The 24138-nt window shown below is 71.5% G+C and carries 23 protein-coding genes, 1 tRNA gene and 2 pseudogenes; 15 read left to right on the top strand and 11 right to left on the bottom strand.

From position 1 onward, the window contains the following. Positions 1–66: 66 nt before the first annotated feature. Positions 67–774, top strand: coding sequence for an aldo/keto reductase (locus ACSIH6_RS30005; protein WP_435111693.1), 708 nt, complete (start codon positions 67–69; stop codon positions 772–774). Between the two features lie 58 nt (positions 775–832). On the opposite strand, the gene tnpA is transcribed toward ACSIH6_RS30005, so the two are convergent. Next, positions 833–1261 (bottom strand): IS200/IS605 family transposase, encoded by a 429-nt coding sequence (tnpA, locus tag ACSIH6_RS30000; protein WP_435111692.1) that lies wholly within the window; start codon positions 1259–1261, stop codon positions 833–835. Between the two features lie 23 nt (positions 1262–1284). Between tnpA and ACSIH6_RS29995 the strand changes: the two genes are divergently transcribed. The 3 genes from ACSIH6_RS29995 (at position 1285) to ACSIH6_RS29985 (ending at position 3354) form a co-directional block, all read left to right on the top strand. After that, positions 1285–2436, top strand: a complete 1152-nt coding sequence (locus tag ACSIH6_RS29995; protein ID WP_435111691.1) for an RNA-guided endonuclease InsQ/TnpB family protein — start codon at positions 1285–1287, stop codon at positions 2434–2436. An 18-nt stretch (positions 2437–2454) separates the two neighbouring features. Then, positions 2455–2802, top strand: coding sequence for an aldo/keto reductase (locus tag ACSIH6_RS29990; RefSeq protein ID WP_435111690.1), 348 nt, complete (start codon positions 2455–2457; stop codon positions 2800–2802). Between the two features lie 186 nt (positions 2803–2988). After that, complete coding sequence (locus ACSIH6_RS29985; protein ID WP_435111715.1) at positions 2989–3354, top strand: VOC family protein; 366 nt, start codon at positions 2989–2991, stop codon at positions 3352–3354. A gap of 78 nt (positions 3355–3432) precedes the next feature. Here ACSIH6_RS29985 and ACSIH6_RS29980 read toward each other — a convergent pair whose 3' ends face one another. Further along, complete coding sequence (locus tag ACSIH6_RS29980; RefSeq protein WP_435111689.1) at positions 3433–5031, bottom strand: MFS transporter; 1599 nt, start codon at positions 5029–5031, stop codon at positions 3433–3435. Positions 5032–5105: 74 nt separating this feature from the next. Between ACSIH6_RS29980 and ACSIH6_RS29975 the strand changes: the two genes are divergently transcribed. From ACSIH6_RS29975 to ACSIH6_RS29950, 6 genes are all read left to right on the top strand, one after another. Next, positions 5106–5759 (top strand): TetR/AcrR family transcriptional regulator, encoded by a 654-nt coding sequence (locus ACSIH6_RS29975; protein ID WP_435111688.1) that lies wholly within the window; start codon positions 5106–5108, stop codon positions 5757–5759. A 253-nt stretch (positions 5760–6012) separates the two neighbouring features. Then, positions 6013–6711, top strand: coding sequence for a phosphoribosyltransferase (locus ACSIH6_RS29970; RefSeq protein WP_435111687.1), 699 nt, complete (start codon positions 6013–6015; stop codon positions 6709–6711). Between the two features lie 84 nt (positions 6712–6795). Then, positions 6796–7455 (top strand): dienelactone hydrolase family protein, encoded by a 660-nt coding sequence (locus tag ACSIH6_RS29965; RefSeq protein ID WP_435111686.1) that lies wholly within the window; start codon positions 6796–6798, stop codon positions 7453–7455. Further along, positions 7452–8750: an erythromycin esterase family protein gene (locus ACSIH6_RS29960; RefSeq protein WP_435111685.1), complete on the top strand. Its 1299-nt coding sequence runs from the start codon at positions 7452–7454 to the stop codon at positions 8748–8750. Before ACSIH6_RS29965 ends, ACSIH6_RS29960 begins: the two co-directional genes overlap by 4 nt. 176 nt (positions 8751–8926) lie before the next feature. Next, positions 8927–10207 (top strand): hypothetical protein, encoded by a 1281-nt coding sequence (locus ACSIH6_RS29955; RefSeq protein ID WP_435111684.1) that lies wholly within the window; start codon positions 8927–8929, stop codon positions 10205–10207. A gap of 111 nt (positions 10208–10318) precedes the next feature. Then, a tRNA-Pro gene (locus ACSIH6_RS29950) sits at positions 10319–10392 on the top strand. Between the two features lie 100 nt (positions 10393–10492). Here the strand turns inward: ACSIH6_RS29950 and ACSIH6_RS29945 are convergent. Both ACSIH6_RS29945 and ACSIH6_RS29940 read right to left on the bottom strand, forming a co-directional pair. Continuing rightward, entirely contained in the window at positions 10493–10630 is a 138-nt protein-coding gene (locus tag ACSIH6_RS29945) for a hypothetical protein (RefSeq protein WP_435111683.1), read from the bottom strand. Next, a complete protein-coding gene (locus tag ACSIH6_RS29940; RefSeq protein WP_435111682.1) occupies positions 10627–11025 on the bottom strand; it encodes a tyrosine-type recombinase/integrase in 399 nt (132 codons plus the stop codon). The genes ACSIH6_RS29945 and ACSIH6_RS29940 overlap by 4 nt, the downstream gene beginning before the upstream one ends. Positions 11026–11032: 7 nt before the next feature. Here ACSIH6_RS29940 and ACSIH6_RS29935 point away from each other — a divergent pair, with 7 nt between their 5' ends. Next, on the top strand, positions 11033–11938 hold the full coding sequence (locus ACSIH6_RS29935) for an MBL fold metallo-hydrolase (protein WP_435111681.1): 906 nt from the start codon (positions 11033–11035) through the stop codon (positions 11936–11938). 27 nt (positions 11939–11965) lie between these two features. Here the strand turns inward: ACSIH6_RS29935 and ACSIH6_RS29930 are convergent, their stop codons facing one another. Beyond that, positions 11966–13237: an MFS transporter gene (locus tag ACSIH6_RS29930; protein ID WP_435111714.1), complete on the bottom strand. Its 1272-nt coding sequence runs from the start codon at positions 13235–13237 to the stop codon at positions 11966–11968. Positions 13238–13443: 206 nt separating this feature from the next. On the opposite strand from ACSIH6_RS29930, the gene ACSIH6_RS29925 reads away from it, so the two are divergent. From ACSIH6_RS29925 to ACSIH6_RS29910, 4 genes and pseudogenes are all read left to right on the top strand, one after another. Continuing rightward, a complete protein-coding gene (locus ACSIH6_RS29925) occupies positions 13444–14631 on the top strand; it encodes a CaiB/BaiF CoA transferase family protein (protein WP_435111680.1) in 1188 nt (395 codons plus the stop codon). Positions 14632–14672: 41 nt separating this feature from the next. Continuing rightward, positions 14673–15710, top strand: coding sequence for a zinc-dependent alcohol dehydrogenase family protein (locus tag ACSIH6_RS29920; protein WP_435111679.1), 1038 nt, complete (start codon positions 14673–14675; stop codon positions 15708–15710). A 130-nt stretch (positions 15711–15840) separates the two neighbouring features. Continuing rightward, positions 15841–16239, top strand: a pseudogene (locus tag ACSIH6_RS29915) (alcohol dehydrogenase catalytic domain-containing protein); the annotation flags it as partial. A 104-nt stretch (positions 16240–16343) separates the two neighbouring features. Beyond that, positions 16344–16637, top strand: a pseudogene (locus ACSIH6_RS29910) (zinc-binding dehydrogenase); the annotation flags it as partial. 227 nt (positions 16638–16864) lie between these two features. Here ACSIH6_RS29910 and ACSIH6_RS29905 read toward each other — a convergent pair. The 6 genes from ACSIH6_RS29905 to ACSIH6_RS29880 form a co-directional block, all read right to left on the bottom strand. Further along, positions 16865–17626 carry an IclR family transcriptional regulator gene (locus tag ACSIH6_RS29905; RefSeq protein WP_435111678.1) on the bottom strand — a complete coding sequence of 254 codons (762 nt, stop codon included), beginning with the start codon at positions 17624–17626 and terminating at the stop codon, positions 16865–16867. 49 nt (positions 17627–17675) lie between these two features. Next, a complete protein-coding gene (locus ACSIH6_RS29900) occupies positions 17676–18425 on the bottom strand; it encodes an enoyl-CoA hydratase/isomerase family protein (RefSeq protein WP_435111677.1) in 750 nt (249 codons plus the stop codon). Beyond that, complete coding sequence (locus ACSIH6_RS29895; protein ID WP_435111676.1) at positions 18422–20005, bottom strand: class I adenylate-forming enzyme family protein; 1584 nt, start codon at positions 20003–20005, stop codon at positions 18422–18424. The genes ACSIH6_RS29900 and ACSIH6_RS29895 overlap by 4 nt, the downstream gene beginning before the upstream one ends. After that, complete coding sequence (locus tag ACSIH6_RS29890) at positions 20002–21171, bottom strand: FAS1-like dehydratase domain-containing protein (protein WP_435111675.1); 1170 nt, start codon at positions 21169–21171, stop codon at positions 20002–20004. Before ACSIH6_RS29890 ends, ACSIH6_RS29895 begins: the two co-directional genes overlap by 4 nt. Positions 21172–21254: 83 nt before the next feature. Next, positions 21255–22742, bottom strand: coding sequence for an aldehyde dehydrogenase family protein (locus tag ACSIH6_RS29885; protein WP_435111674.1), 1488 nt, complete (start codon positions 22740–22742; stop codon positions 21255–21257). A gap of 76 nt (positions 22743–22818) precedes the next feature. Next, complete coding sequence (locus tag ACSIH6_RS29880; protein ID WP_435111673.1) at positions 22819–23982, bottom strand: iron-containing alcohol dehydrogenase family protein; 1164 nt, start codon at positions 23980–23982, stop codon at positions 22819–22821. Positions 23983–24138 lie beyond the last annotated feature (156 nt).

Below are 24138 nucleotides of genomic sequence, written 5' to 3'. Positions count from 1 at the left end.
AGCGGTCCCCCGCGGGGCCGGAGACCCGGTCGGCGCCGTCCACCAGCGCAGAGGGAGAACCACGGCATGGAACACAGCCCCGTCACGCGGGTCCGGTTGGGCAGGTCGTCGGTGACGCTCAGCCCCCTCGGGCTGGGCACCGCCCCGCTCGGCAACGGCGGCTACCAGGAGGTGGACGAGGAGGCCGCGGCCGCGACGGTCCTGGCGGCGTGGGAGGCGGGCGTGCGCTACTTCGACACCGCCCCCCACTACGGCCTGGGCCTGGCCGAGCGCCGCCTGGGCCGCGCCCTGGCCGGTCTGCCCCGCGAGCAGTACGTGGTCTCGACCAAGGTCGGCCGCCTGCTGGAGCCGACCCCGCACCGCGCTGGGCGGCTGGACGACCAGGGATTCGCCGTCCCCGCCGCGTACGGGCGGCGGTGGGACTTCAGCGCCGACGGGGTGCGCCGCTCCCTGGAGCGGAGCCTGGAGCGGCTGGGCCTGGACCGGGTGGACGTGGTGCTCCTGCACGACCCCGACCACCACTGGGATCAGGCGGTCGGGGAGGCCTACCCGGCCCTGCGCGATCTGCGCGACCAGGGCGTGGTCGGCGCGATCGGCGCGGGCATGAACCAGGCGCGCATGCTGGAGCGCTTCGCCGTGGAGACCGACGTGGACGTCGTGCTGCTCGCGGGGAGGTACACGCTGCTGGACCAGGGCGCGGCGGCCACGATGCTCCCGGCCTGTCTGCGCGCGGGGGTGTCGGTGATCGCGGCCGGGGTGTTCAACATCTTCTAGCGAGGAATCCCGGCCGTTCACGGCCGGGAGGAATCGCTTCCCTCACCCGACCGGGCGGTCAGCCCGGGCGTTTTTGCTGGTCGATGTACTCCGCGATCACCGACAGCGGTGCGCCCCCGCACGAGGCGGCGAAGTAGGACGGCGACCAGAAGTGGTTGCCCCAGAGGAACCGTCGCACGTGGTCGGGGAACTGCTTGCGCAGGTAGTGCGCCGAGGTGCCCTTGAGCCGGTTGACCATCGTCGAGACAGGGAGTTTGGGTGGGTAGTCCACGAGCAGGTGGACGTGGTCATCCTCGCCGTTGAACTCGCGCAACTCAGCTCCCATGGTCTCGCACACCTGCCGCATGACCTGTTCGCAGTGGGTCAGCATCTGGTCGGTGAGGACACCACGCCGGTACTTGGTGACGAAGACAAGATGAGCATGAAGGTTGTAGACGACGCTTCTTCCAGGCCTGATATTGGGATCTGGTTCCCATCTTGGTGACATGGATAAGACGGTAACCTGTGGGTGTGAAGATCGTTGTGCAGGTGAAGCTGCTCCCCGACGCCGCCCAGGAGGCGACGCTGTGGGAGACGCTGAAGTTGTGCAACCAGGCAGCCAACCGCGCCTCGCGCCGTGCGCACGAGTCCGGGGTGAAGGCGAAGACACCGTTGCAGCGGCTGGTCTACGACGACCTCAAAGCGATGGGGTTGTCCGCGCAACCGGCGATCCACTGCGCACGCAAGGTCGCGGGGGCCTATGCCACGCTGAAGGCCAACCTCAAGGCCGGGAACCACGGCTGTGAGGGGTCGAAGCGGCGTACCCGGGTGGAGAACACGCCGGTTCGGTTCCGCAAGGACGCCGCGCAGCCGTTCGACGACCGGTGCCTGTCCTGGCAGATAGACGCGCGCACGGTGTCGATCTGGACCGTGCACGGCCGGGTGAGGGGCATAGCGTTCGCGTGTTCACCGGACCAGGCGAAGGTGCTCACCGAGTTCCGCAAGGGCGAATCCGACCTGGTCAAGCGCGGCAACAACTGGTACCTGTACGCCACCTGTGAGGTGCCCGAGGCCGACGAGTACACCCCAGACGGTTTTGTGGGTGTTGATCTCGGCATCGCCAACATTGCCACCACCAGCGACGGGGCCGTTTACTCGGGCAAGCAGATCAACAAGGTCCGCCACCGCAACCGGCACCTGCGCAGGCGGTTGCAGAAGAAGGGCACCAAGTCCGCCAAGCGTCTCCTGCTCAAACTGTCCGGGCGTGAGGCGCGCCATGCCAAGGACGTCAACCACCGCATTTCCAAGCAGATCGTGACCGAGGCTCAACGCACCTCGCGGGGTGTCGCCCTGGAAGACCTGGGCGGTATCCGCAAGAGGGCACGGCTACGCAAGCCCCAGCGGGTCACACTGCACTCCTGGTCCTTCGCCCAACTGGGCGATTACATCGCCTACAAGGCGAAACGGGCCGGGGTGCCGGTGGTGTACGTGGACCCGGCCTACACCTCCCAGGGGTGTAGCGCGTGTGACCACGTCGACAAGAGGAACCGGCCGAACCAGGCCACTTTCCGATGCACGTCGTGTGGCTTCGCTGAGCACGCCGATGTGAACGCAGCCCGCAACATCTCCTCCAGGGGTGTGGCGGGCTGGGCAGTGAGTCACGCTGCCGACGACGCGGCCTGAAGCACACCTGCCAGGTGTGTGGAAGAGCTGCAAGCTCGGCCCTTCAGGGCCGAGAAGCTGACCAGCGGGATCCTGGCCGTGGACGAGCCCTCCGCCGACGCCACCTACGACTACGCGGCCGCCCCCGGCCCGCTGCGCGACCGGGCGCTGCGGATCGCCGCGGTGGCCCGCCGCCACGGCGTGGGCCTGCCTCAGGCGGCGATGGCCTTCTGCGCGCGCCATCCTGCGGTGGCCGGGGTCCTGGTGGGGGCCCGCTCGGCGGGGGAGATCACGCACGACGCCCGGCTTCTGGCGGCCCCGGTCCCCGAGGCCCTGTGGGCGGACCTGGAGGCCGAGGGGCTGCTCATTCCTGGAACCGCGTCCTGAGCCTAGACGCCGAACCCGCCGCGCGGACGGACGAGAGGACCACCTTCCGCGCGGGCGGGCTCCGCGGCGTCGTGGCGACTGACCGCCCCGGCGCTTTCGGGGTCTCCCGCCGTGCGGGGCCTCCGTCGTAGGGTGGCCGTACGGACCGCGGCCGCGGTCCGCACGGTGAACCGAGGGGAGCGCCACGTGCGCCTGGTCTGCGTACTCGACACCAACGACCTCCACGCCGCCGCCGACTTCTGGTGCGCCGCGCTCGGCTTCGAGCGCGAGGAGGGCCAGCACCCGGTCTACCTCGCCCTCAAGGACCCGAACGGGCGCTGGCCCGACCTGGTGCTCCAGAAGGTGCCCGAGCCCCGCCCCGGCAAGAACCGGATGCACCTGGACCTGCTCGTCCACGACGTGGCCGCGGAGATCGAGCGGGTGCGCGCGCTGGGAGCCGAGGTGTTGCGCCCCACTTACGAGGAGGACGGTCACCTGCTGGCGGTGATGGCCGACCCCGAGGGCAACGAGTTCTGCGTGGTCCAGCGCCTCGACGGCACCCTGGGCGAGTAGCGCGGAACCGGCCCCGGCGCGGTGGCAGCGCACCGGACGGGCCGGTCCGTGCGGAGGGCCGTCCGGGGTGGACCGGAGTCAAGACGGCTCCCGCGCCTGGTCCGCACCGCCGGAACCGTCGATCCGGCCCGCTCCGTCCGCGTCGCCCGCCCGCTCCGACCCCTCCGCGCGACGCGGGCGCATGCCGACGGCGGCGAGCACGGCCAGCCCCGCGGCGACGGCGGCGCACACGTACCCGACGGTGGTGAAGGCGTCCCCGAAGGCCTCCCGGGCGGCGGCGACCACCTCTCCGGCCACTGCCGGGGGCAGCCCCGCGGCTGCCTCCAAGGCCGACCCGATGTCCTCCCGGGCCGCTGCGAGGGCGTTGGTCGGCAGGCCACCGGGCAGCAGCCCCTCCACCCGCAGCCGGTAGACGGCGGAGACCAGGCTGCCCGTGGCCGCGATGCCCAGGGCCACACCGAGTTCGCCGCCGGTCTCGGACAGGGCCGCGGCTGACCCAGAACGCTCCTCGGGCGCCGAGGAGACCACCAGGTCGGTGGTCAGCACCGTCGTCGGGCTCAGCCCGAGCACGGCCAGGGACCCGCCCGCCACCAGTACCCACAGCGGCCCCTGCGCGTCCACCTGTGCCAGGAGCAGGTACCCGGCCAGGGAGAGCAGCGCACCGCCGATGACCACCGGGGACGGGCCCCAGCGCCCGGCCAGGGCGGGCGCGGCGAGGGAACCGGCGATCGCGGACAGTGCGACGGGCACGGTCAGCAGGCCCGCCCGCAGCGGGGGCAGCCCGGCGCCCGACTGGAGGAACTGCGGCACGAGGAAGTTCACCGCGGTGACGGTGAAGACGCCCACGACCAGCAGGGCGAGGGCGGTGCGAAAGGTCCGGGACCGGAACAGCACGGGATCCACCAGCGGTGTCGCCAGGGTCCTCTGCCTGCGGGCGAACACCACGCCCAGGGTGAGACCGACGGCGAGCACGGCGACGGACACCGCTCCGGGGCCGGAGGCGACCATCTCCTTGAGGCCGTAGACCACGCCGAGCATCGCCGCGACGGACAGCACCACGCTCACCGCGTCGGTCCGGGCCGCGGAGGGGTCCCGGCTCTCGGGCAGCAGCACCGGCCCGAGCAGGGCCACGACGAGCATGAACGGCACGGCCACGAGGAACACCGCCCCCCACCAGAACGCCTCCAGCAGTGCGCCGCCTACGAGCGGCCCCAGGGCGACGCCCACCGAGAAGGTCGTCATCCACACCGCGACCGCGGTCGTGCGCTGACGACCGTCCCGGAACATCGTCCGGATGAGCCCGAGCGTGGACGGCATCAGGGTGGCGCCGGCGGCGCCGAGGGCGGCGCGCGCGGCGATGAGCGCCGTGGGGGAGTCCGCCAGCGCCGCCCCCACCGAGGCGGCGGCGAACACGACGGAGCCGATGAGCAGCAGCCGTCTGCGGCCGATGCGGTCGCCGACCGAGCCCATGGTGACGAGCAGACCGGCGATGGCGAAGCCGTAGACGTCCATGGCCCACAGCCACTGGGTCGGACTGGGATCCAGGTCGGTGCCGATGTGCGGTCCGGCGAGGAACAGGATGCTCGCGTCCACGGCCAGCACGAACAGCGGAAGGGTGAGCAGACCGAGCCCGAGCCACTGGCGGGGGCCGGCGCGCGGGGGTACGTCCGTGGCCATGGTTGTCCTCTGTCTCTCGTTTCGATACGATACGGTCCGAATCGGATATTAGGCGCGAAGGAGAGATGACGTCAATGGCTCAGCGCTCTGGCGGAGGCGGACGTCCCCGTGACACGCACATCGACACGGCGGTCCTCGACGCGGTCTCCGATGTCCTGGAGGAGGGCGGTTACCGGGGACTGGCGATCGAGCAGGTCGCCAGGCGGGCACAGGTGAGCAAGGCGGCCCTCTACCGGCGCTGGCCCAACCGGCAGTTGCTCGTGCTCGCCGAACTGGAGCGGCGCATGGGGCGGGTGGAGCCGCCGCGTACCGGCTGCACCCTGTGCGACCTGGACGAGGCCCTGTCGCTGTTCGCGCGGACCTTCACCTGTATGGGGCCGGAGTTCTTCAGCCCTCTGCTCGCCGACTGCCTGGGTGACGCCGAACTGCACCGCAGGTTCATGGACACGCTCTTCACGCCTCCCCGCGCGGCGGTGCGCGACGCCCTCGAACGGGCGCGTGATCGGGGCGACCTGCGCGACGACGTCGACCTCACGCTGGCGGTCGACACCCTGGCCTCCCTGGTCCACTACCGGCTGCTCTTCGGGCACGCGCCAGTGGACGGCACGGAGATCGGCCACGCGGTCACGACCCTCCTGCGAGGGTTGGCCCGCGACTTCACCACGTTGGAGGCAGAGGCGGCCAAGCACGCCTCGGCGGGGCACGGCGGGGAGGGGACCGGCGAGTAGCGAGGCACCGGTGTGGGCGGGGTTCGGGACCGGACGTCCTGGAAGGCCCGCTCGGAGAGGGACGCGTCGGGCCGTGGTGTTCCCGGTCACGAAGGCGGGCCCCGGCGTGCCCGGCCTGCGCCATGTGTGCGCCGGAGGCACCGGGGTAGCGCTCACCACACGGCCCGCGCGCACCGCTGAACTGCGCGGACGCGGGCCTTCGCGCCACGGGATCCGGGCGCCGCGACGACGCGACCGGGGTGAGGTGACATACGTGTTTCGGGACCGGCGAGAGGCGGGCGAGCGGCTGGCCCGCGCGGTGGCGGAGCAGGCGGGACCGCGCCCGCGCGTGCTGGCCCTGCCACGGGGCGGTGTTCCCGTGGCCAGGCCCGTCGCCGAGGCCGTCGGTGTGCCGCTGGACGTCGTGGTCGTGCGCAAGATCGGTGCCCCGGGGAGCCCGGAGACGGCGATCGGGGCGACCACGGCCGAGGGGCCTCCGCTGTTCGACCAGAGGGCGCTGGACCTGCTGGGCATTCCCGAGGGGCGCCTGGCCGACATGGTCGGGGCCGAACAGGCCGAGGCGCGGCGCAGGCTGCTGGCCTACCGCGGGGAGGACCCCGAGCCCGAGGTCGGCGGATACGACGTCGTGGTGGTCGACGACGGGCTGGCCACCGGGCTGAGTGCCCGGGCGGCGCTGACCTCGGTGCTCGCCCGGCGCCCCGCGTCCCTGACGCTGGCCGTTCCCGTGGGCGCGCCCGACGCCGTGCGCGCGCTCTCCGACGTCTGCGACCGGGTCGTCTGCCTGGAGACGCCGCCGGACTTCGGCGCGGTCAGCCTCTGGTACGAGAGGTTTCCCCAGGTCACCGACGACGAGGTCCGCGGCCTGCTGGTGAGGCTTCCCCGGGGACCCGGCGACTCCAGTGGTCCCGGCGGTCCTGGCGGTTCCGGCGGCGGCCCTTCCGGCCGTCCCTGACCGCCACCGGCCGCCGTGCACGCGGCGGACGACACCGGGCCGGAGCACCGCACGGGAGCCCGGCCCCCACGAAGGGAGACCACCATGACCGCCGTCGACGTGACGGTACGCACGCCGGACGCGCGGCTCGACGGGCGGCTGGCCGTGTTCCCCGGGGCGACCGCGGTCGTGGCCTTCGCGCACGGCAGCGGAAGCTCACGCCACAGCCCGCGCAACCAGGCCGTCGCCGAAGAGCTCAACCGGATCGGGGTCGCCACGCTCCTGCTCGACCTGCTCACCCCCGAGGAGGAGCGCGCCGACAGCGCGACCGGGCGGCAGCGCTTCGACATCGACCTGCTCACCCGGCGGCTCACCGGCACCGTGGACTGGCTGGCCGCGCACGAGGACACTGCGGGGACGCCCATCGGCCTGTTCGGCGCCAGCACCGGCGCCGCCGCCGCGCTGAGGACCGCCGCCGAGCGCCCGGACCTGGTCGCCGCGGTGGTCTCGCGCGGCGGCCGCCCCGACCTCGCGGGCACGGAGGCGCTCCAGGTCGTGCGCGCCCCGACGCTGCTCATCGTCGGCGGCGCGGACACCGAGGTCCTGCGGCTCAACGAGGACGCGGCCGACCGGCTCAGCGCCCCGCACCGGATCCACGTCGTCCCCCGCGCCACCCACCTGTTCGAGGAACCGGGTGCGCTGGAGGAGGTGGCCGACGCCGCCTCCGGCTGGTTCGCGGGCATCCTGGGCGAGGTGGAGAGGTGAGCCCCGGGATCGGCCCGGACGCCCTCCTGCGGCTGACCGGCCCGAGGTCGCTGGACCCGGTTCTGGAACGGATCGGCGACGCGCGCTACGTGCTGTTGGGCGAGGCCTCGCACGGCACCGCCGAGTTCTACCGCTGGCGGGCGGAACTGACCCGGCGGCTGATCGACGAGGCGGGCTTCTCCTTCGTCGCGGTGGAGGGCGACTGGCCGGACTTCCAGGAGCTGCACTGCGGTGTCGTGGGCGCGCAGGGAGCGCCCGAGGACCCCAAGGAGATCCTGGAGGGCTTCCGCCGGTGGCCGCAGTGGATGTGGGCCAACACCGAGGTGCTGGAGTTCGCCCGGTGGCTGCGCGAGCGCAACCTGGGGCTCGCGCCGGAGCGGCGCGCCGGGTTCTTCGGCCTGGACGTCTACAGCCTGTGGGAGTCGCTGTACGCGGTGCTGGGGTGGCTGCGGGAGAACATGCCCGAGCAGGTCGAACCGGCCCTGAGGGCCTACCGCTGCTTCGAGCCCTACGGAGAGGACCCCCAGGCCTACGCCCGCGCGACGCGGCTGGTGCCCGAGAGCTGTGAGGCGGAGGTCGTGCGCCTGCTGGCCGAACTGCGCGAGCGGGCGGGGGAGGCATCGCCCGCCGAGGGCCTGGCCGACTTCGCCGCGCGCCAGAACGCCGAGGTGCTCGCGGGCGCCGAGCAGTACTACCGGGCGATGGTGCGCGGCGGGGCCGAGTCGTGGAACGTCCGCGACCACCACATGGCCGACACGCTCGACCGGCTCATGGAGCACCACGGGCCCGGCGCCAAGGCCGTCGTGTGGGAGCACAACACCCACGTCGGCGACGCGCGCGCCACCGACATGGCCGCCGCGGGCATGGTCAACGTGGGGCAGCTGGTGCGCGAGCGCCACGGGGACGAGGACACGGTCCTCGTCGGCTTCGGCACCTACGAGGGCCGGGTCATGGCCGCACGGGCGTGGGGCGAGACCCCCGAGCCGATGCCGGTGCCCGCGGCGCGCCACGGGAGCGTGGAGGCACTGCTGCACCAGTCGTTCGAGGGGGAGACGGGCCTGCTGGTCCTGACCGGGGACGGGGCGGTCGATCCGTTCGCGGACGAGATCCTGCCGCACCGCGCCATCGGAGTCGTCTACCACCCCGGGCGCGACGGGCGGCGCAACTACGTCCCGACCGTGCTGGGGGAGCGCTACGACGCCTTCGTGTTCGTCGACCGCACCCGCGCGCTCACGCCCCTGCACGAGGTCGAGGAGGACTCGGGCGAGGAGGAGACCTGGCCCAGCGGCCAGTGACGCGGACCGGCTGCCCCTGGCGCGTGCACGGTTTCCATTCGTGTGCGCGGTTTCCGGACGCGTGCGCGGTTTCCGTCTGTGTGCACGGATCCTGACCGGGCACCTGGAACCGGACGGGGACCCGGTGAGCTGGGGTGCCTGTTCATGCTGGCGTCCGCGCAGCCGCAGAGGCTCGCGTGCCGGAGGCGGTCAGCCGGGTGGGGTGGAGCTGGGCGTCCCCGATGGGGACGCGGATCGACGAGGTCCGCGCGGGCACCCACGGGCCCCTGGTCCTGCTCGACGACGGCGCGGTCTCCCTGGACGGCACGACCGGCGAGGAGCGGTGGTCCTTCCGGCGCCCGCGTGACCGGGGCCGGAGCGTGTGGGCCGACGACGCGCACGTGTACGTGCGCCACGTTCGCGGCGACGTTCCCGAGGGCACCGAACCCGGCGCGGACGGGGAGCCGGTGGAGTGGACCACGGTGGTACTCGACATCGCGACCGGTGAGGTCACCGGCGAGCACACCGCGCTCCAGCAGAACGGGTGGGGCAGCCTCGTCGCGATGACCCCCGAGGCCCGGATCGGGCTCGTCCGGACGGGCCCCGGCGGTTCGCTCACGCTGACCGCGAGATCGCTGGACGGCGGCGGGGAACTGTGGTCGCGCACGCTGGCGGAGGCCGACGACGGCCTGGCCTGCCGCCACGAGGACCCCCTGCGGTACGGCGACCTGCTGGTCACCCTGCACGGGTGCGCCCCCGAGAGGCAGAGCAGGCTGGGGGACCACTCGGCCTACGAGAGCTTCTTCAGCCTCTTCTCGGGCGAGAACCGGGTGGAGGTCGCGGTCACGGCGGTGGACCTCACCACCGGAGAGGAAGCCTGGCGCCACGCGTGGGCCACCGCCCCGGGAGAGACGGCGCCCGAACCGGTCGGGCGGCCCGTGCCCACCGGAGACGGCACCCCGGTGATCGCGCTGGAACAGTACGACGCCGATCCGGCCCTGCGCGTGCTCGACGCCGCCACCGGGGAGCGGCTCGACCGCCTTCCCACACTCGTGGCGGACGAGGGCTGGGGCAGGGACGGGGACTACGAACAGGAGAGCGTGGTGCAGGTCGACACCGCGGGCGGTGTGCTCCGTGAGAGTCTGCACGACGGTTCGCTGTTCCACCGCGTCGACGCCTCGGGCGGGATCACCGCGACGGCGGACACGGAGAGCCTCCTGGGCGGGTACGCGAGCACCGAGAACGTCGTCGCGCTGGAGGACGTGGTACTCGTCCCGCGCACGCGTGCCTCCCTCGGGGCGGACGACCGACGGGCCGAGGTGGCGGTGGCGCCCTTCGGTGAGTCGGTGTCCTGGGACACGGCGCGGTGGATCGCCCTCGAGGGGCAGGTGCTGGTCGACATGCTCGCGGCCCCGGGAGCGGTCGTCGTGCACACGGGTGAGGACGAGGAGTCCCTCGTCGAGGGGCTGGTGCTCTGAGAGAGAGCCCCGTGCTCGGCGCCTGTGGCCGGATATCCGGTTCGAGCTCCCTGCCGGATGCGATACAGTTTCACCTGTTGGCGGGGCCGGGAACGGTGTCCGCGCAGCGGACGGGACGTAGCGCAGTTTGGTAGCGCACTTGACTGGGGGTCAAGGGGTCGTGGGTTCAAATCCCGCCGTCCCGACAGAGGAATAGCAGGTCAGCGAGGGGTCCACCATTCGGTGGGCCTCTTTCTGCGTTCCAGGTGGGGTGGAAGTGGGGCTGTAACCGGGGCATGTGGGTCGTCAGCCCACGTCGTTGAGGATGTTGTCCATGGCTTTGGCCGCGGGGCGGCGCACCGGCCTCAGTTGGTGGTGGTAGACGCGTTCGGTGGTGTCGGTTCCGTCGTGTCCCACGAGCAGTGAGATCTCCTCGATACTCACGCCGTGGCCGACAGCAGTGACACGAACGTGTGCCGCAGCTCGCGCGCGGTCCATTCGTCCTGGTTGAGTCCTGCCTTTCTCATGATGGTGCGGAGGTCCCGCAGGACGTTGTGGTGGTCCAGCGGTGTCCCGTATCGGGTGCAGAACATGAGGTCGTTGTCCTGCCACAGTTCGGCTGCCGCGAGACGCTCTCGGGCCTGCATGGCCCGGTGTGCGTTCACCGCTGTGACGGCGATGCGGGGCAGTTCCAGGGAGCGCCGTGACCGTCGGGTCTTGGTGTCCCCGTCGCCGCGTACCGAGGTCCACACGTGGATCGTGGGGACCTGGCCCGTGGTGTCGATCTGGTCCCAGGTCAGGGACCGGAGCTCCTCGGTCCGCGCCCCGGGGAGATCCACCTACCTGTTGCGGTGTGACGGCGGCTTCGTCGCGATCGACCTGGGGTGGGACGGCGACGAGGGCTGGAATCTCTTCACTGCGGGGCTCGCGCGGGCCGGGGGCGGCCTCGACGACCTCCTCGGGGTGGTCGTCACGCATGCCCATCCCGACCACTACGGGCTCGCGGGCCGGGTGCGCGAGCACACCGGCGCCTGGATCGCGCTGCACCCGGCGGAGCTGCCGCAGACCGCCCGCACCGAAGCGCAGCGCGTGGAGCGCCTCACCGAGATCGAGGACTGGGTCCGGCGCATGGGGGTGCCCGCGTCAAGGACGGACGACCTCCTCAGCGACCGCGCACAGCTCATGCGGGACATGCCGTCGCAGGCCCCGGACAGGGAGTTGCGCGACGGCGAGGCCATACCCGGCACCGGAGGCGACCTGGTGGCGATCCACACCCCAGGCCACACGCCCGGGCACACGGTCTTCCACGACCGCTCCCGCAACGTCCTATTCACCGGTGACCACCTGCTTCCCCGGGTGTCGGCGAACATCTCCCGTCGGCCGACCTCGAGGGAGGACCCCCTGGGCGACTACCAGAGGTCGCTGGCCCGGCTCGAACCCCACGGTGGAGTCCTGGCCGCTCCAGGCCACGAGTGGTCCTTCGACCGCTTCGATGAGAGGCTCGCCGTCGTGACCGTGCACCACCAGGAGAGACTCGAAGAGGTCCTGGCCGCGGTCCTCGGCGGGTGCGGGACCGTCTGGGAGGTCGCCAATGTCGTCTCCTGGTCCCGGCCGTTCGCGACTCTCAACCCCCGAGGGGCCCGGTCGGCCCTCGGCGAGACCCTCGCGCACCTGGTCCGCCTCCAGCGGGAGGGCCGGATCAGGCAGTCCGACGGCGTACCTCTGCGGTGGCGTTCCACGACGGGGGTGTGACGCGGCCGCACGTGCGCGTGCGGGGCCTCAGCTGGTACGAACCGCGTCGACCAGCTCGGAGTCCTTGGTCTCCTTGAGTACCAGGGTGCTGAGGATCGAAACGACACCGACGGCCGCCAGCAGAACCCCGAACGTGAACCCGCCCCAGGTCGAGATGATGCTCGCGGCGAGCAGAGGGGGGAGAGCCCCACCGAAGATCCCCGCGAGGCTGTAGGCCAGCCCCGCCGCGGTGTAGCGGTAACGGGTGTGGAAGAGCTCGGAGAGGAACGCCCCGGCGACTCCGAAGGCGTGTCCCGCGATGAGGAAGCTCACCGCGAGCCCGATCCAGAACGACCCGATGAACTGAGCGTCCAACAGGGGGAAGAGCAGCAGCGCCCACGGAATGCCCACGGCGTTCGCGGTGATCAGCACGCGCCGACGCCCGAGACGGTCGGACAGGGTGCCGCCGGAGACGATGCCGATACCGAGGACCAGGCCGCCCAGCACACCCGCGCCGAGGACCACGGACGGGTCCAGCCCGAGCGTGGCAGTGCCGTAGTTGGTGAGGTAGGACGCCCCCATGTAGTTGAGGGCGAAGGCCAACAGCAGGGTTCCGGCGCTCAGCAGGATCTGCTTCCACTGGTTGCGGACCGCCTCCTTGAACGGGAGTGAGCTCGTTCCGCCGTTCTTCGCCTGTTGGGTGAAGACGGGGGTGTCGTCCAGCTTCAGCCGGACGTAGAGGCCGAAGACCACGAGCAGCGCGCTGAGGACGAAGGGGATCCGCCACCCGTAGGAGACGAAGGTGGCGTCCGACATGAAGACGCTGGTCACCAGGAAGGTCGTCGCGGCCAGCATGTTGGCCGCGGCCCCGCCCAGATTGGTGAACATGGCCCAGAACCCGCGGCGGCCCTTGGGCGCGTTCTCCGAGGTGAAGAGCGCGGCGCCGGCCCACTCGCCTCCGGCGGCCAGCCCCTGGGCGATCCGCATCAGGATGAGGAGGATCGGGGCCACCACGCCGATGGACTCCGCGGTGGGCAGGAGGCCGATGAGTACGGTCGCGACCCCCATGGTCAGCATCGTGGTGATGAGGGTGCGCTTGCGGCCCATCCGGTCGCCGAAGTGGCCGAAGAGGATCGCGCCGACGGGGCGGGCGACGAAGGCGACGCCGAGGGTGGCGAAGGAGACCACGGTTCCGGCGTGGGTGCCCAGGGCGGGGAAGAAGACCTGGGAGAAGACCAGGGCCGCGGCGGTGCCGTAGATGATGAAGTCGTAGAACTCGATGACGGTGCCCATGAAGCTGGCCAGCGCCACCTTGCGCATCACGCGTCAAGGGTCCAGGGCACCGGATTTATGTGCGCCTCAGCCCACGGTCTCGGTGGCGTTGTCCGAGGCCTCCTTTGGTCTCCGGGGGTGGTCGCCTGCCTCACGGTGGGACTCGTTGACACCAGGGGTGGGGGAGCCTAGGATTTCGCATTAGCAAACTAATGTTCGTAAATGCGATCAATCCGCGACTGGAAGGCGGCACGATGTCGGCGCTCAAAGGCGTGAAGGTGATCTGCGTGGGGCAGTTCTACTTCGCCCCCTACTGCTCGATGCTCCTCGCGCGACTCGGTGCCGACGTCATCAAGATCGAGGCACCGGCGGGCGACCCCTACCGCCGTCTGGCCACGGCGGACAGTAACGGGGCGTCCGTGCAGTTCTCCATGCTCAACGCGGGCAAGCGCGCGATGCGCCTGGACCTCAAACACCCCAGGGGGCAGGAGGTCCTGCGTGACATGGCCAAGGGGGCCGACGTCCTGGTCCAGAACCTCTCACCGGGCGCCATGGATCGCTTCGGTCTCGGCTACGAGGCTCTGAGCGCCGTCAACCCGCGCTTGGTCATGGCCTCGGGCACTGGCTTCGGGTCGTTCGGTCCTTACGCGGGCCAGCCTGCGATGGACCTGACCATCCAGGCGCGTACGGCCGTCATGAGCACGACCGGCTTCATGGACGGAGCCCCGGTCCGCACGGGCCCTTCCGTGGTCGACTTCATGGCCGGAATCCACCTGGCCGGCGGCGTACTCGCCGCCCTCTACCAGCGCGAGCGCACCGGACGCGGCCAGCACGTGGAGGTCGCGCTCCAGGACGCGATCCTGCCCTCCCTGTCCTCCAACATCGCGGGCATGGTCAACAGCGGCGGGACCATGCCCGAACGGACCGGCAACCGGCACGGCGGCCTCGCCGTCGTCCCCTACAACGCCTACCGGACCAGCGACGGCTGGGTGACCGTGCTGTGCCCGACCCAAGGGCACTGGGACAGGCTCCGCGACATCATGGACGACCCCGAGGCCCGCGAACCCCGGTTCGACTCGATGGCGGGCCGGTGCGCCCACGTCGACGACGTCGACCGGATCGTGGAGCGGTGGACGAGCACCCGGACCAAGCAGCAGGTCGCGGACCTGCTGGCCGAGACGGGCATCCCCAACGCACCGGTGGTGGACCTGGCCGAGCTCATGGACGATCCGCACGTCGCCGAACGCGGTGTCCTGCGCCGGATGAGCGACGAGGAGGGCTCATGGCTCACCCTGGGCAGCCCCCTCTTCCTCTCGGACTCACCGATGGTGGAGCCCGCGCGGGCTCCGGGCCTGGGCGCCGACACCGACCACATCCTCAACGAGGAACTGGACATGAGCGACGAGGAGATCGCCGAACTCCGCTCCCTCGGTGTGGTCTGAGCTCGCTACGACCCGCGTCGTACACGTGAACAAGGAGGTCGATGGTGCAGGGTCTGGTCTTCGAGGGCGGACGGCGTGTCGCCCTCCGCACCTTCGCCTATCCCACACCGCAGGAGGGAGAGGTCGTCCTGCGCGTGACCGCTTCGGGCATGTGTGGAAGCGACCTGCACTACTACCGCGCGGATCCCGCCGGAGCGGACACGCCCGACCACCAGGTCTGCATCGGCGGACACGAACCCGCGGGGATCATCGCCGAACTGGGCCCCGGAGTGGACGGCCAACTGCTGCCCGTCGGGAGCCGGGTGATGGTGCACCACTACGCCGGCTGCGGCGCGTGCAAGTCCTGCCGCTCCGGGTGGGCCCAGATGTGCTCCACCGCGCCCGCGCAGGTGTACGGCAAGAACGCCCACGGCGCGCACGCGTCCTACATGAAGGTCGCCGCAGCCTCGGTCCTACCCCTGGCCGACGAACTGTCCTTCGAGGCCGGAGCCGCCATCGGGTGCGGGACGGGGACGGCCTGGGGCGGCCTCGAACGACTCGGTGACGTGGGGGGAGAGGACCTCGTGGTCTTCGGCCAAGGCCCCGTCGGCCTGTCGGCCACCATGCTGGCCGTCGCGCGCGGCTCGCGCGTCATCGCGGTGGACCTGTCCGCGGACAGGCTGAGGCAGGCGAGCGCCTTCGGGGCGGCCGAGACGGTGGATCCCGCGGAGACCGACCCCGTCCAGGCGATCAGGGAACTCACCACGGGCGGTGGTGCGCCGCTGGTCCTGGAGACCTCCGGATCAACGGCGGCGGCGGACGCGGCTCTGGGATCCCTCGCACCGTGGGGCCGCCTGTGCGTGGTCGGCCTCGGCGGAACCGTCAGCGTCGACGTGCGCAGAAACCTCTCCCGGCAGGTCACCGTCATGACCTCCTGGTCGATGTCGAGTGTCCAACAGATACGGTGCGCGGAGTTCGTTGCTCGCCACGACCTACCAGTCGACGACCTCTTCAGCCACCGGTGGTCGCTCGACCAGGCCTCCGAGGCCTACACCGAGTTCGACAAACAGGCCTCGGGTAAGGGCGTCTTCGTTTTCTGACCCGAGGGCATGGGGGAGCACCGTGAACGACACACCCGTCACCACGGCCCGAACCGAAGCAGTCAGGACGGCCTCCCGGCAGCCGTCCGAGGAGGAAGGGAAGCAGGGAACGGCCGTCCTGGCCAGGGCGATGCGCGGGCCGCGTGAACCCTTTGAGACGATGACGATCACACGGCGTCAACCGCGGCCCCGGGACGTGCTCATCGACATCGCCTTCGCTGGCATCTGCCACTCCGACGTCCACCACGCCCGGGCCGAGTGGGGTTCGACCACCTTCCCCATCGTGCCCGGCCACGAGATCGCCGGAACTGTCTCCGCGGTGGGCGGCGAGGTCACCCGGTTCGCCGTGGGGGACCGCGTCGGAGTGGGGTGCCTGGTCAACGCTTGCGGAGACTGCCAGGCGTGCACGGCCGGTGAGGAGCAGTACTGCGACCACCACGTCCTGACCTACAACGCGCGCGACCACGACGGCACGCTCACCCACGGAGGCTACAGCGAGTACATCGTCGTCGACGAGCGCTTCGTAGTCCGGATTCCCGACGCGCTCGGACTGGCGAGGCCGCACCGCTGCTGTGCGCGGGCATCACCCTCTACTCACCCCTGCGGCGGTGGAACGCCGGTCCCGGGGCCCGCGTGGGCGTCCTCGGTCTCGGCGGCCTGGGGCACCTCGGAACCCAGATCTCGGCGGCCCTCGGCGCGCACACCACCGTGTTCGAGATCGACGCGTTCAAACGCGACGACGCGCTGCGCCTGGGCGCCGACGACTTCGTGCTCACCCCGCCGGGAGAACCGCCCCTGGTTGGCTCCGGCTCCTTCGATCTGCTCGTGTCCACAGTCCCCGTCCCCCTGGACCTGGACGCCTACCTGGAGATGCTCGCCCTCGGGGGCACGTTCGTGAACCTGGGGGTGCCTCCCCGGCCGCTGAGCGTCGTGGCCCACTCGCTCCTGCGCAACCGCCGCTGTCTGACCGGATCACACGGGGCGACGTGCGCTACCGCTTCGTCATCGACGTCGCCACCCTCGGATAACCACCACGAAGACGGGGCCACGGGGCGCCGGGTCACACTGGACGTGGTGGTCCGAGGCACGCCGGTCGCGGTGCCGCCGGGGCGGTGGGAACGACCTACCAGGTGCTCCCACCGCCCTGGACCGCTTCACACCGATCGCTTCTGCCAGCGGTCGACGTGCTCCAGCAGCGTCGCCGCCAGTTCCTTCTCCCGCGGCTGCATGGTGACGCTGGGGCCCACGAGCGTCGTCTCCGCCACGGCACGGCCCGCCCTGTCCCGCACGGCGGTCGCCAGGGCGAACCGCGTCCCCGAGTGCAGGGTGTTGCGCGCGATTCGCGTGTCGCGGATGTCGTCGTACTCGGACAGGAACGCCTCGACCAGGGCGCCGTTCTCGCCGGAGTGACGGCGCAGGTAGGAGTCACGTTGTTCCGGCGGCAGGGCCGCCAGCAGTGCCTTACCTCCGGCGGTATCCAGGAGCCCCCTGCGGATGTTCTTGCGGGCTGCGAACCCCACGAGCTGGTCGGCTCCCGCCTCCGAAACGTAGATGAGGTGGTCACCGGCCTGGACACCCAGGAACACGGTCACACCGGCGGCCTCGTGCAGGGCGTGGAGGTCGGCGTCGGTCACCGAACCGGCGCGCAGGTGGCCACTGGCGACCGTCAACCCGTGCAGTGCCGGACCGAGATAGAACCGGTTGCTCTCCTGGTAGAGCCATCCTGTGGCGAGCAGGCCGCGGATGAAACCGTGTACCGAGCTCTTGGGCGCGTCCAGGGCCCGGGAGAGTTCGGCGAAGGTCATGCCGGGGTTGTACACGACCTCCTCGACGATGCGGGTGACACGGTCGATGGTGCGGTGGTTCTGCGGAGTTCGGTCGGCGCTCTCGCTCGGCTTGTCGGTCACGCCTGCCATTTAACCGCATCCTCTCGGTGGCCGACTCGCGCTCGTTTTCCGTGCCACCTCAGGCGCCGGTGAAGACGGGCGGGCGCTTGCCGATGGACGCCGCGACGCCTTCGGCGAAGTCCTTCGTCTCCAGCAGGGCCGTCTGGGCGGTGGCCTCCTCGTCCAGGGCGGCGACCACGCGCGAGGCGATGTCGCGGCGCAGGGTCGCACGGATTGCTGTCAGCGAGAGCGGCGCCGATCCGGCGATCTCCTCGGCCCAGGCGACGGCGGCCTCTCGGGGATCGCCGTCGGTCACCCGATCGCACAGCCCGATGGCCAGCGCCTCGTGGGCCTTCACGTTGCGGCCGGTGTAGAGGAGTTCCATCGCCAGTTGTCGGCCCACGATCTCCGGCAGGGTGACAGAGAGCCCGAACCCCTGGTGGAAGCCGAGACGGGCGAAGTTGGCCGTGAGTCGGGCGTCGGCGGCGGCCACCCGGAAGTCCGCGGCCAGGGCCAGGCCCAGGCCACCGCCGACGGCGGCGCCTTGGACCGCGGCCACGATCGGTTTGCGCGTGGTGAACAGGGAGGCCGCCGCCCGGTAGACCCGGCGCAGCAGGTGCCCGTCCACACCGCGCAGGTCGGCTCCGGCACAGAAGTTGCGGCCCTGGGAGCACAGGACCACCGCCCTGACCTCGTCCACGGTGTCCAGGTGGGTCAGGGCCTCACCGACCTCGCGCAGGCTGTGCTCGTCGAAGAAGTTGTGCGGTCCCCGGCGGACCTCCACGATCCCCACGTGGCCGTCGATCTCGGTCGCCACCTGCTGGCTCATGCGCCCTCCTCGATCCTGGCGCGGGCATCGGCGATGACCGCGTTCCTGTCCACCTTGCCCGCGTGGTTGACGGGGAAGGATTCACTTCGCGCGACCCAGCGGCTCGGTACGGAGAAGGAGGCGACGCGGTCGCGCAGCTGTGCTCCCAGGGCGGCGGGATCGGCCTCCTCGGCCAGGACGACGGCCGCCACGACCTCCTCGCCCAGGTCCGGGTGGGGCAGACCGAAGACGACGGCGTCGTCGACCTCCGGCAGGGCCACCAGGGCGCCTTCGACCGCGGCCGGGGCGATGTTCTCACCGCCGCGGATGATCATGTCCTTGGACCGGCCGGTGATCCACAGGTAGCCGTCCTCGTCCAGGCGCCCCAGGTCTCCGGTGTGCAGCCAGCCCCCCTCGTCGATCGGGGATTCCGTGTTCCCCAGGTAGTGGGACATCTGCGTGGGACTGCGCAGCAGGATCTCCCCGTCGGTGAACTCGGTGCTCGGGGCGATCATGACGTCGACGCACGGCAGAGCCCTGCCCGTGGTGCCCGGGCGCGCGACGGTGTCGGCCCCCGACGCGGCGACGGCCTGTCCTCCGTTCTCGGTGAGCCCGTAGCCGGTCGCGATCCTGGGCTCGACGCCGGGCAGCCCTGTGCGGACCCGCTCCAGGAACTCGGCGCGGACGGGGGCGCCGCCCACGGTGAGCGAGCGCAGCGTCGTCAGGTCCCGGGTGCGTGTGTCCGGGTGCTCCAGGACGCGGGAGACCATGGTGGGCACCGCGCTCCAGCGCCGGATGCCCCACTCCTCGATGAGGCGCAGCGCCTCGCCGGGGTCGAAGCGGCCGGAGGGCATCACCAGGGTGTCCCCGACGCAGACCGCCCGCAGCAGGGTCTGCACCCCGCCGACGTGAAACATCGGCCCGGTGTGCAGCGCGGCCTCACCGGTGGAGAGGTCGACCTGGTGGGGCAGGCGGCGGGTGATGTGCAGCAGCATCTGGAGTCCGGCCAGCAGGGAGCGGTGCGAGAGCATGGCCGCCTTGGGAGTGCCGGAGGTGCCGGAGGTGAAGATGATCGCGGCCGCCGCGTTCTCGTCCGTGCCCGGGTCGGGGATGTGCTTGGCGGGCTCCTCGCCCACCGGCAGAGCGGGGACCCAGGGCAGCGTGGGCCAGAGTCCGGGGAGCCGCCGGGCGCCCCGCTCGTCGGCCACCACCAGCGCGGGGGAGACGCGCAGGAGGATGTCGGCCAGCTCCTCCTCGCTCCACCAGGCGTTGGCGAGGACGGCCACGCCCCCCACGGCGACGGTCGCCCAGAAGTTGACGATCCATTCGGGGCTGTTCCAGCCCAGGAGGACGACGTGGTCCCCGGGGCCCACACCCGCGGCGCGCAGCTCCCCGGACCGGGCGGCCACGGCCTGGTGCATCTGGGCGAAGGTCACGACGCGTTCGCCCTGGACGATGTGGGCGCGGTCGTTCCAGCGCTCGGCGAAGTCCAGGAGTGAGCCCAGGCGGTGCGGTCGGTCCGCGTACACGCGGTAGGTTCGGCCCCCGACCTCCACGGGTACCAGGTCGGTTCCCCAGACGGTGTCCGTCGGGACGGTCATCGGTTCGCCTCCTTCTCCCGCAGCGGCAGGCGGATGACGGCCGAGCCCGGCATGACCTTCTGGTCGCGCTGGTTGACGGCCCAGGTCTCCACGTGCACGACGTGGTCGCCGTCGGCGTCGACCTTCTTGTCGGTGACACGGCCGCCCAGGCGCACGACGTCGGAGAGGTAGACGTGGGAGCGGTACTGGCCGTGGACCGCCTTGAGGAAGCCGGCGTCGCCCATCCAGTTGGTCAGGTGGTGGATCTGCCAGCAGGTCCGCTGGATGCCGACGTCGTAGGCCGCCTGGGCGCCCTGGAGGCTGGCGGCGTAGTCGTTGTAGTGCACCGAGTAGACGGGTTCCAGCGCCTGGGTGGACGGGTCGCGGAAGGCCCACTTGGGGTGCTTGCGGTAGCGGCGCAGCGCGACGCCGTGGGCCGAGATCCGCGGGATGGGGGCGGCACCGGCTGCGATGAAGGCGATCTCGTCGGTCAGGCCGATGGGGCCCTTGGTGATCACGTCCAGCTCGTCCCCGACCTCCACGTCCTCCCAGTAGCGCGTGACGGCGCCGCGCGGGGCCTCGGCCAGGATGTCGGCCTCGATCCGCTCCAGCTCCTCCTCGGTCCACGGGTGGGGAAGCTCGATCTTGCGGGAGGACCTGCGCGCCTGCATCTCGCCGCGCTCGAACCTCATCCGCGAGCAGATGAAGGTGGCGACCAGTTCGCCGTCCTGGTTGCGGTACTCCTGGCGCAGGTAGTCCTTGATGCGGCGGCCGCCGAAGTTGCTCTCGGTGGGGCCGTCGAAACCGTCGAAGACCACGCTCGCGGTGATCCTGTCGTCGACGCCGATGGGCTTGTGGAAGGTGATGTTCGTTTCGGCGTGGAAGCCGCCCAGGCCCCGCCAGCCCACCTGGACCGAGCCCAGGCAGGCGAAGATGAAGCTCGGCGGCGCCACGATGCGCCCGTGCGGCCCGGAGGCGGCGTACTCCTCGTCGGTCCACAGGGGGTTGTCGTCGCCGATGCCCTCCGCGAAGCGCAGGATCGCCAGTCGCGTGGCGTACTCGTTGTTCACCGACGAGGCGGTCCGCAGTTCGGTGCCGATCAGGGCCCGCATCTCCTCGAGCATCTCGTCCGTGAACGTCGCCTTGGCGAGTTCGCGGCCGATGCTCTCTTGGCCGGTCTGTGACATGCTCACTCCAAGTTCGTATATAAGAACTTTAGTTCACTAGTATGAATATAACGAGGCCGATGAGACGAGGTCAATCCCCGGCCTCAGTTCAGGGCCGAGACCACCGACTTGACCTCGAGGTAGTTCTCCAGGGCCTCCTGGCCGCTCTCGCGTCCCCACCCGGACTGCCGGTAGCCGCCCGCTGGCATGTGCACGCCGCCCGCCCGGTGCACGTTGACGCCCACGCGGCCCGCCCGCAGGCGCCGGGCGACCGCGTGCCCGGTGGCGCCGTCGCGCGTCCACACGCTGGAGGCCAGGCCGTAGGAGCTGTCGTTGGCCAGGGCCACGGCCTGGTCGACGTCGCCGAAGGGCATGACCCCGAGCACCGGGCCGAAGATCTCCTCACGCATCACGGGCATCGACTGGTCGACGTCGACCAGCACCGTGGGCGCGAAGAAGTAGCCCGCGTCGCCGATGCGCGCGCCGCCGGAGACCACCCGGGCGCCGTCCCGTCGCCCGCCCTCCACGTACGAGGTGACCCGGTCCAACTGCTTGCGGGAGATGAGCGGGCCCAGGTCGACGTCCGTGTCGGTTCCGTACCCGACCCTCAGGCGGCGCCCGGCCTCGGCGACCCCCTCCACCACCTGGTCGAAGACGGACTCGTGCACGAAGAGTCGGGTACCGGCCGCGCACACCTGCCCGGTGTTCCAGAAGACCGCGCCCGCCACCCCCGGGATCGCGGCGGACAGGTCGGCGTCGGGCATGACGATCACCGGTGACTTGCCGCCCAGCTCCAGGGAGAGCTTCTTGAGGTTGCCCGCAGCGGCCCGGACGATCGACCGCCCGACCTCGGTGGAGCCGGTGAAGGCCACGGTGTCCACGTCGGGGTGCTCAGCCAGCCTGGCCCCCACCGTCTCCCCGGGGCCGGTGACGACGTTGACCACACCGGCCGGAACTCCGGCCTCCTGGAGGATCTGTCCCAGCCAGAGCGCGGTCAGGGGCGTCTCGTCGGCCGGTTTGAGCACACACGCGCACCCGGCCGCCAGAGCCGGGGCGAGCTTCTTGGACGCCGAGATCAGCGGCGCGTTCCAGGGCACGATCATGGCGACGACGCCGATCGGCTCGCGCAGCGTGTACCCCTGGATCCTGCGCTCGGCGGGTCCGAGGTCGATCGTGCGGCCGTGGATCTTGTCGGCCCAGCCCGCGTAGTACTGGAACTGCGCCGCGGCCTCCAGCACCATCGCCCGCGCCTGGGGGACCGGGATGCCCATGTTGCGGCTCTCCAACGAGGCGAGCTCGTCGGCCGAGGCCCTGATGAGGTCGGACGCGCGCCAGAGGATGGCGCCGCGCTGCTGGGCGGACAGCCGCATCCACCGCTCCTCGTCGAAGGCCCGGCGCGCGGCGGCCACAGCCAGGTCGGTGTCCTGGACCGAGGCGAGGGCGACCTCGGTGATCACCTCCCCGGTACCCGGGTCGAACGTCGGGAAGGTCTCGCCCGACGCCGACCCGCGCCAGGTGCCGTCGACCAGCATGGGGGCGGGGTCCCCGTTCACACCGCCGGGGTAGGACCAGTCGCCCACCGTCGTCGTCATGATCGTCTCCTTCGTGTGCGTTGTCCGAGTGGTCGGGAAAGGGGCTCGGGCCCCTGCGCGTGGTCGGCGCCGTCCCTCACCAGGCGCTGTCGAGCAGCCGCTCCAGTTCGTCGCGGTCGGCCCGGCGCGGGACGGTCGTGACGGCCCAGTCGTCGAGGGCGTGCGCGGCGATCTCGGGGATCGCCGCGCGGTCCACCCCCGCGTCGCGCAGCCGGGTCGGTACCCCGGTCCCGTCGAGCAGTTCCTCGACCGCGTCGATCGCGGCCGTCGCGGAGGCGTCGTCCCGTCCGACCAGCACGGCGGCGATCGAGCGCAGGGCCTCGTCGGTGGTCCCGAGGTTGAAGCGCATGGTGTGCGGCAGCAGGAGGGCCTCGATGACGCCGTTGCCCACCGTGGAGCGCGGGCCCACGACGTGGGACAGGGCCTGGGCCAACCCGGCTCCCACGTGGTCGCTTCCCTGCCCGGCCAGCAGCGAGGCGAACATCAGCCGCACGGCCACGTCTCCGTCGGTCTCCTCGCCGACGCGGCCGATCCACTCGCGCACCATGGTCAGCGCGTGGCGCAGCAGCGCCTCGGCCAGGGGGTCGTCGGTCGCGGACTGGAGTCCGTCGACCGCCATCGCGAAGGCGTTGAGCGAGGACGAACGCACCAGGCGGGGCGGGGCGGTGGCGGCCACCGCCGGGTCGAAGACGACTCCCCGGGCCCGCGCCTTGGGGTCGAACAGGGCGAGGCGCTCCCCGCTGCGGGGGTCGCGGACGGCGGCGCCGGCCTTCGCGTACGCGGTGGTCGGGGTGGAGGCGACGACCCACTGCGCCGCCTTGGCGGCGGACAGGCGCGGGCTGACCAGGCGGCCGTCCTCACCCCGGCGCGTGCACAGGTCGCGGGCGTCCCCGCCCTCCGCGGCCAGGATCGTCGCGGCGCGCGCCGTGACCACGGCCGACCCGCCACCCACGGGGATGACGGCGTCGGCCTCCGCGCCGAGCAGCGTCTCCCTGGCCCGCTCCACCGAGGGGAGCGGGCTGTGCTCGCGCGCCTCCTCGAAGCGGGCCACCACGCGGTCGCCGAGCGCCGATTCCACGCGCTCCAGCACGCTCGCGTGGTCTCGGATCGACGCTCCGTAGACCAGCATGACGCGCTGGACGCCGGTCCGGGCGAGTTCGCGGGAGAGCGAGCCCAACGCGTCCTCTCCCGCGTAGGTGCGCAGGGCCGGGGTGGTGTGTCTGACGGACAGGGCGCTCATCAGGTCTCCCATGAGAGGCGTCGGCGGTCGGATCCTTGACAGGAAGTGGGACCGAGCATAGCGTCCGGGTACCTATATAGGAACAACAGATCGTATATACAGCCATTGAGTTCCGGGGTGCCCGCCGCTCCGACTGGCTGCGGAGTCATACGGAGG

This window comes from Nocardiopsis synnemataformans, assembly GCF_965343085.1.
Lineage (GTDB): Bacteria > Actinomycetota > Actinomycetes > Streptosporangiales > Streptosporangiaceae > Nocardiopsis > Nocardiopsis alborubida.
The sequence above is the reverse complement of the archived record's forward strand: the minus strand, read 5'-3'. Positions and strand labels throughout refer to the sequence as shown.

Excerpts from the sequence above, each read along its gene's own strand:
- ACSIH6_RS29890 (WP_435111675.1), bottom strand. The coding sequence starts at position 21,171 with ATGTCACAGACCGGCCAAGAGAGCATCGGCCGCGAACTCGCCAAGGCG.
- tnpA (WP_435111692.1), bottom strand. The coding sequence starts at position 1,261 with ATGTCACCAAGATGGGAACCAGATCCCAATATCAGGCCTGGAAGAAGC.
- ACSIH6_RS29905 (WP_435111678.1), bottom strand. The coding sequence starts at position 17,626 with ATGGCAGGCGTGACCGACAAGCCGAGCGAGAGCGCCGACCGAACTCCG.
- ACSIH6_RS29975 (WP_435111688.1), top strand. The coding sequence starts at position 5,106 with ATGGCTCAGCGCTCTGGCGGAGGCGGACGTCCCCGTGACACGCACATC.
- ACSIH6_RS29980 (WP_435111689.1), bottom strand. The coding sequence starts at position 5,031 with ATGGCCACGGACGTACCCCCGCGCGCCGGCCCCCGCCAGTGGCTCGGG.
- ACSIH6_RS29895 (WP_435111676.1), bottom strand. The coding sequence starts at position 20,005 with ATGACCGTCCCGACGGACACCGTCTGGGGAACCGACCTGGTACCCGTG.
- ACSIH6_RS29900 (WP_435111677.1), bottom strand. The coding sequence starts at position 18,425 with ATGAGCCAGCAGGTGGCGACCGAGATCGACGGCCACGTGGGGATCGTG.
- ACSIH6_RS30005 (WP_435111693.1), top strand. The coding sequence starts at position 67 with ATGGAACACAGCCCCGTCACGCGGGTCCGGTTGGGCAGGTCGTCGGTG.
- ACSIH6_RS29920 (WP_435111679.1), top strand. The coding sequence starts at position 14,673 with ATGGTGCAGGGTCTGGTCTTCGAGGGCGGACGGCGTGTCGCCCTCCGC.
- ACSIH6_RS29925 (WP_435111680.1), top strand. The coding sequence starts at position 13,444 with ATGTCGGCGCTCAAAGGCGTGAAGGTGATCTGCGTGGGGCAGTTCTAC.
- ACSIH6_RS29880 (WP_435111673.1), bottom strand. The coding sequence starts at position 23,982 with ATGAGCGCCCTGTCCGTCAGACACACCACCCCGGCCCTGCGCACCTAC.
- ACSIH6_RS29930 (WP_435111714.1), bottom strand. The coding sequence starts at position 13,237 with ATGCGCAAGGTGGCGCTGGCCAGCTTCATGGGCACCGTCATCGAGTTC.
- ACSIH6_RS29885 (WP_435111674.1), bottom strand. The coding sequence starts at position 22,742 with ATGACGACGACGGTGGGCGACTGGTCCTACCCCGGCGGTGTGAACGGG.
- ACSIH6_RS29965 (WP_435111686.1), top strand. The coding sequence starts at position 6,796 with ATGACCGCCGTCGACGTGACGGTACGCACGCCGGACGCGCGGCTCGAC.